Origin of the sequence: Corynebacterium sp. KPL2825, assembly GCF_037908445.1 — a bacterium.
GTDB lineage: Bacteria > Actinomycetota > Actinomycetes > Mycobacteriales > Mycobacteriaceae > Corynebacterium > Corynebacterium kefirresidentii.
In genome coordinates, this window is the sequence record NZ_JBBMGI010000008.1 from 124,175 (window position 1) to 130,480 (window position 6,306).

Genomic DNA, 6,306 nt, shown 5'->3' on the forward strand with positions numbered 1-6,306 from the left:
GTTTGAAAATGAAGTGCCCTGGATTTTGTTCCTAGGCTTGTGCCTTGATTTCCATTATTTTTCGACTGGGGTGGTGTTCCCAAAATTCGGCTTCTACTTCAGCCGGTGTGCGGTAGCCCAGGCTCTGGTGGAGGCGTGATTGGTTCCACCAGTTGACCCACTCGAACGTCGCGATTTTCACATCGACCACATCGGCCCACGAGCGCCTATGGATCAGTCCGTTCTTGTAGGAGCCGTTGACGTCCTCAGCCAAAGCATTGTCATAGGAGTCGCCCACCTTCCCAGTGGACGCTGCGATACCGTTCTCGGCAAAGCGCTTGTTGTAGACGATGCTCACATATTGTGAACCGTGGTCTGAATGGTGAATCAAGCCCGTTGTTTCCTTGGCGCACACGATTGCCTGGTTCAGTAAACGACGAAACGGCAGTGTTTGTTTTTAATGAAAGTAAGAGTGACAGTCCGTACGCTAGCCGTATTGTGCTTGCTACTGAGGACACTACAAATGTGGTAACTCGTGATATGAGACCGGTCGCGTTGAGGGCTTGTACTGATAAAACAGCTGTCTGGATAGAACGCGATGAAGATGATGGCAGCGGATTAACGCTTGTGCGTATGGGAGTTGACGGATTACTGTCTGAGTCTCGTCTCGACGGGCCTACTGGAATAGTCGCTTCAGAATTTTTCTCTGTTCTTGGGTGTGGGAAAGAAAACTCCTATATTTCATTTCCTGACGAATTTAGTAGTGCGGATGTTTTTCAGTCGATGGTTTAAGCAAGAAACAAACCTTGAAACATGAAGGAAAACTCAAGGATCTACCGGAACCAGGTGTAAATAGGTCTTCTCGTTACGAAGAAGGAAGTGTGTTGTACTTTTCGGGTCGAAGAACGCTCCTGGAAGTCGATCTTGTGCATCAGGAAATTAGAGAAACTGAACCTCTTATTGGTGTAGACCGTCGCCCTGTATCTGCAACGAGCGACGGAGAGAATTTGCGTATTGTGACTCAGCCGCTCGACGGTTCCGAAGAGCTTCTCGTGCATTCATTTTCGTTTGAAAGTCCAGCTCCGGATGAGGACGGCACGCATATAGCAAAGCTTAGCCAGCTTATGCGCGGCGGTACTGCAAAAGATGCATATACGATTCCGATGTCTATTTACGCCTATTAGTCGCTATACGTAGTGCTAGTTCACGGGTTTAGTTCGGGCAAGGAAGTCGCACAAGCGACTTCCTTGCCCTGTGTCACTGTCACGTCCTGGTGTTCGCAGTCACGGCTAGCGATTGTCTGACACGAGAAAAGCCGCCGAGGTTTCGGCGGCTTTTCTATGCTGACCATGCCCGACGAGCGCTTAAGCGCTCTAGGTTATGGTGCATTGTTACCTTGGGTCTTGACACGTGCTGGGGTTGGGTGCGCCCCAGGTGCAGCTCCTCTAACTTGAGGGAATATATTAAACGAGTAGTAACTACGCTCTTTTCATTGCGATGCGTTCATAGGAACGGCGCAGACGTTTAATGCACATCATTATGACAATGAGAAAGTGGATGCCTGCCGCCGCTGCGATGCCGGTGAGGGGGGATGCCCATGATCCTTGACTCATGCCATTCCAGGATCCCACGATGACAAGATAAACGGTAAGCGCGAGGCCCCATACAATAGCCCACAGAGTGTTGGACATGCACTCGTCAACCAGGTGATAATCGTTCTCTGTTAAGCGTTTATCCTGACTCAGCGACATTCGCAGTTGAAAAAGAAAAATCGACATCGAAAAAAGTAGCCCGGACACTATAGATACACCAGCAACCGCATCGCCCACGTCGCTGAGCTTTCCGCCCATTAGTCCCGTTCCGATACCTACGAGGCAGGGGACGCCTAGTTGAGCGGACCAGGCCAGCCAATCCGCTTTACCCGTTTGATCGTTATAGAGGGTGCGAAAGTGGTCAGCAGGGACGCGCCGCAGCGATGACTTACCCATCAGGCATCATCCTTCCTGGGGTTTGCTCCAGGCAGGGTCCCACGATTCCTGATGACGTTGGAGGAGACCGCCTATTCTCTCTGTGCAGCGGGCGATTAGCTCTTCATCGGTTAGGGGCGTGTCCCCTGCTTCGGACAACACCTCACGGATAGCGGGTCCTGTCTCGTTCCCCAATAAAAACTTTTTGAGCGGTCGCCATATTCCATCGTGACGTACACCTCATGATCGGGATCGAGATCTGGTACGGAAACGACCTGACTGAGTACTTTTTTATCTGACAGCTTCTTAAGCAAATGACGTGGGAAGTATTTTGAGCCCCGTACGGGTCGCGCTAGATGGGAAAGTCGCCCCACCTTAATGTCCGGGCCGTCAGCAATGTCGACGCTTCTACCAGTTATTCGAACCTCAATCTCCGCCAAATTAGCTAATTTGGTCCACGTTTCGGCCTCAGTTTCCCTAGCTGTTGTCATAGTTATGGCGTCTATGGACTCCGAGAAGTGGTGCTTGAACATGGCCAAGATGCGGCTTCCCCCCGAACCGCGTGAGGATTCTTCTGCTAGAAAGTAAGCGCGTTCGCCAATCTGGGGTACAAATAGCAGTGCGCGGTTTGATCCCACGGGCGCTTCATCATCGGTAATTATATGAACGATTTCCTTGGTATTCACGTCCCGCACCTCTCCGGGCTCACCGTAGGAACCGACACGAAGATCTACCAATAACACCCGCGCGGCAACCCGTTTGGCAGATTTGACCACCACAAACGTTTGATATTTACCGAAGGTCTGGTCTTCTTCGAGGATATCGTTCACCCAGTCGTGGAATATATTGAGAAGATCTTTTCCGTCGAGATCTGAGGGTGAGCGGGTTTCTCCGTTGTGAACCCGCTTTTGATGGAAAGTCATTTCTGTGACGGTTAGAACTCGTCGGCCCATCGCTACTCCTTTTTTAAAGTTCTATCAGTATCGCATATTTAACGGCCTAGAAGTGGGGGTAGGGCAGACAGGTTCCTCGACCGTATAGCCGCCTACACCGACGTGCACATATTGACGGCATTTTCCGGCAAGCTCACCGACGAAAACGGTCAGGAGCACAACGAGGCCAACATCAAACCACCCGAGGTGCGGGATGTGGAAACGTCGTTTAAAGACGCACACGGTCCGTACCGTGTGCTGATTGTCGCAGACAAGTTCCAGACCGGCTTCGACGAGCGCCGCCTGTGCGCCATGTATGTCGACAAGAAGCTTTCCGGCGTTGCCACCGTTCAGACCCTGTGGAGGCTTAACCGTATCTGCGACGGCAAAACTGACCCTATCGTTCTCGACTTCGTCAAAGACCCCGCCAAAGTGCTTGAGGACTTCCAGCTCTACTACAAGTCAGATTCCCTGCCGGACAACGTTGACCCATCCATCCTGTTTGAGGTCGCCGACGACCTCGACGCAGCTGGCATCTACACCGAGGCTGACATGGATGCGGTCGCCGAAATCTATTTCAAAACCAAAGACACCACAGGTCATGAAAACTTCCGTGACCGCCTCAAACACCCCATCGAGCGCTGGAACGACCAGATAAACGCCGCCCGCCGCGCCAAGCCGCAGGATAATGAGACGATCCAACGCCTCCTCGACTTCCGCGCCAAACTGCGCACCTACGTCAAAAGTTGGGAGTTTCTCTCCCAAATCGTCAACTTCGAGGACCCCTCCATGGTTAAACGTGCAGTGGTCGCCAAATACCTCTACCGCAACCTGCACGTCGACGAAAACGACGACGAAATCGTCGACATTGCCGGAGTGGACGTTATCGGCGCGCGCGTCGAGGCAGCCACCGACCCAATGAACCTCGGGCTGACCGACGGCGACGGCGAGCTGGCCGGGCTGGAGGTGCCCACCTTTGGTGGTGGCGGGGCGGCTAAACCCGGTTCGGAAACCCTCGCTGCGTTCGACGAAGCCGTCGACGAAGCCAACCAGATTCTGGAGGCCGCTGGAATTCCCACCAACACGCCTGTGATGCGTTCATTCGTGCTCAACCTGTACGAAATGCTCCAGCAGGAAGAAAGTCTCCAGGAGATGGCGCGCGAAAACACCCGCGAGCAGCTGGAACAGGCCCCGGCACTGTCCGACGAGCTTTCATCAGCCCTGTTCACCCTCATGACGGCCAACGAGCAGTTGGGGGAGTTGTTTACCGGCGATATGGTTTCTATCGACAAGCTGCGCAAAGTGATGGCAACACTGCTTTTCCGCGCGGCCAACGACAACGCCCAGTAGCCCGCCCAAGCCCCTCCCGGCCGTTTACCCGTAGCACCGGCAGGGCAGGGGCGCAGTAACGCCAGGATGACGCATGAGCATTTACGACGACAGTGCCGCGGATGACGTGCCGGTGTGGGAGCCGCAGTCGCAGCCGATGACTCTCTCGGAGATTGCCGCCGAGGTGGGGCTGAGTCGAGACGGCATGCATCAGTGGATGCGCGTGTATTCCGACTTTCCGAAGCCTTTGGGTTCGTCAGGGCATGATAGAACCTTTGACCGGGCCGAAGTGTCCGCTTGGCTCCACAAAAATCGCCTCCACCAGTACGAATGTGCGAACCACAACGATTTACAGACCGTGCGGGATATGGCGGAGGTCATCGGAATGGCACCGCACCGTCTTGCCACCCAGCTGCGGCGAGTGCCAGGCGCACCCACCCCGATGATTGGTTTCGATGACACCACCGGCCGCAGGCTACGCGTCTACAGTGCCAGGGAGGTATCCCGATGGATTGAGCAGCGATTCCCTGGCCGTTACAACACTCAACAGTTGTTCTACGAAGCTACAGCCAAGTGACCTTACTAAGCCCCAGGCGGGTTCCTGCGACGACATTTACTGTCGGGTGCATGGCTATGCGTCGGAGGCGAAAATCCCTACGGTGTGCAGGGGTACACAATGGTGCGTAGTCCGTCGGCACATTCATACTGCGAGTGTCACAATAAGCGCCACTATAGAGAAAATGAGCATTCCTAAACAGTTAATCCAGAATTCGGTGCCGATGAATCGAGCTTTTAAGTGAGCAAAGGCTGCGGCAAAGAAATATGCGACGATGCCTGCTAGTGCCGCAATTCCGATCCCGGGCAACCACAGTCCGATTATTAGACCGGAAATAGCGACGCATTTGATATAGATGAGCGCCCACCACCATTGGCGTGGGAATTTCACGCCGGTGAGGCATTTTTCAATGAAGTGTGCGGGGCGAATCGACAGTATGACATCACCGAAAAGAATGATGGCCAGGATGATGGAGGGCCAGGAGGGGGTTGTTTCGAGGTTCATAATTGGACTCCATATGCGTTTTCTAATCGATTGACGATGGTGCGTGCTTGTTCTTTGAGTTCTTGAGACGAATAGCGCCCGGCTGCCCAACCGATAAGTAACCCGAGGTAGGCGTGGTACAAAACTCCCGCGAAGTTACGAGAATTTTCTTCGGTCAAAATGGACGTTGCAAGCCGCCGAAGGATTTCTTCTGTCAGTAGGTGTTCCAAGCGTTTGAGCTCTTGACCTTGATCACCTAACTCGATAAGGGCAGATGCAAAGGAGCGGGAAAGATCGCTGTGTCCTGCAAACATATCCAAAAATGGGTCGATTACAGAAATCAGATCTCCTGGTGGCTGATTTCTGAGCTCGTCATGGATTTGGGCGATTCGGTAGCTTATGCAGTGAACCAGTAATGCGCGTTTTTCACCGACAGACATCACTGTGCCAACGCTTACTTCTGCTTTCCTTGCAATTGCTCTGATGCTGGTATCCGCATATCCCGTATTTTCGAAAAGCTCGCTTGCGGCGGTGAGAACTTTTAGGTGTGTTGCATTTTTTGAGAGGGTCCGTGAATTCTGATGAACGTGTTCAGTGAACATGTTCATTACAGTAGCAGTTTTGTTGCTGACCGGGAAGAGAACTGCAAAAGCGATGTCTGACGAGGAAGTATCCGAGTATCTCCGTTTAGCGGAATCTGGAGCTGCCTTACTCGAATAGGGGTGAGGTGATGATATCCCGGTTGTAGTATCCAAAAATGGGTCTCTCAACCTGATGACTTTTGGATGCGCGAAGACTGGTTTGGGGACAATCTATTGTGCTGATCGGTCGGATCATCCTGAAGTCTACTTCGTGAAGCCCGGGAGCTTTCCGTGTTTGGATCGGGAGGGGTCAAGTTAGGCTGCCTTGAACCTTATTGTTGACTCGCCCAGAATAAGCAGTTGAACAAACTAAAGCACCGGAAGCAGAAAGCTTGAAAGGTCTCGTGCTGTCAAGGGGTGAATGCGCCACTTCGACCGGGAGGTAGTTGTGACGCGTTGGACTCCGAAGGATGTTAAGG

8 protein-coding genes and 1 pseudogene are annotated in these 6,306 nt (G+C 52.9%); 4 read left to right on the forward strand and 5 right to left on the reverse strand.

Annotated features, from left to right (window positions below; genetic code table 11):
* Positions 1-31 precede the first annotated feature (31 nt).
* A pseudogene (locus tag WMQ00_RS08045) lies at positions 32-373 on the reverse strand (integrase core domain-containing protein); the annotation flags it as partial.
* Between WMQ00_RS08045 and WMQ00_RS08050 the strand changes: the two are divergent.
* A complete protein-coding gene (locus WMQ00_RS08050; protein WP_340440859.1) occupies positions 343-771 on the forward strand; it encodes a hypothetical protein in 429 nt (142 codons plus the stop codon). The pseudogene WMQ00_RS08045 and the gene WMQ00_RS08050 overlap by 31 nt on opposite strands.
* Positions 772-785: 14 nt before the next feature.
* On the forward strand, positions 786-1,163 hold the full coding sequence (locus WMQ00_RS08055; protein WP_317001658.1) for a hypothetical protein: 378 nt from the start codon (positions 786-788) through the stop codon (positions 1,161-1,163).
* 294 nt (positions 1,164-1,457) lie between these two features.
* Here WMQ00_RS08055 and WMQ00_RS08060 read toward each other — a convergent pair whose 3' ends face one another.
* Together WMQ00_RS08060 and WMQ00_RS08065 are read right to left on the reverse strand one after the other, a co-directional pair.
* Positions 1,458-1,967 carry a hypothetical protein gene (locus tag WMQ00_RS08060; protein ID WP_284868550.1) on the reverse strand — a complete coding sequence of 170 codons (510 nt, stop codon included), beginning with the start codon at positions 1,965-1,967 and terminating at the stop codon, positions 1,458-1,460.
* Positions 1,968-2,077: 110 nt separating this feature from the next.
* Positions 2,078-2,869: a hypothetical protein gene (locus tag WMQ00_RS08065; protein ID WP_340440860.1), complete on the reverse strand. Its 792-nt coding sequence runs from the start codon at positions 2,867-2,869 to the stop codon at positions 2,078-2,080.
* A gap of 141 nt (positions 2,870-3,010) precedes the next feature.
* Between WMQ00_RS08065 and WMQ00_RS08070 the strand changes: the two genes are divergently transcribed.
* Together WMQ00_RS08070 and WMQ00_RS08075 are read left to right on the forward strand one after the other, a co-directional pair.
* Positions 3,011-4,228, forward strand: coding sequence for a type I restriction enzyme subunit R domain-containing protein (locus WMQ00_RS08070; RefSeq protein ID WP_317001660.1), 1,218 nt, complete (start codon positions 3,011-3,013; stop codon positions 4,226-4,228).
* Positions 4,229-4,301: 73 nt separating this feature from the next.
* Entirely contained in the window at positions 4,302-4,784 is a 483-nt protein-coding gene (locus WMQ00_RS08075; RefSeq protein WP_317001661.1) for a helix-turn-helix transcriptional regulator, read from the forward strand.
* Positions 4,785-4,907: 123 nt separating this feature from the next.
* On the opposite strand, the gene WMQ00_RS08080 is transcribed toward WMQ00_RS08075, so the two are convergent.
* Positions 4,908-5,267: a DoxX family protein gene (locus WMQ00_RS08080; RefSeq protein ID WP_284868546.1), complete on the reverse strand. Its 360-nt coding sequence runs from the start codon at positions 5,265-5,267 to the stop codon at positions 4,908-4,910.
* Positions 5,264-5,848 (reverse strand): TetR/AcrR family transcriptional regulator, encoded by a 585-nt coding sequence (locus WMQ00_RS08085; RefSeq protein ID WP_317001662.1) that lies wholly within the window; start codon positions 5,846-5,848, stop codon positions 5,264-5,266. Before WMQ00_RS08085 ends, WMQ00_RS08080 begins: the two co-directional genes overlap by 4 nt.
* Positions 5,849-6,306: the final 458 nt, after the last annotated feature.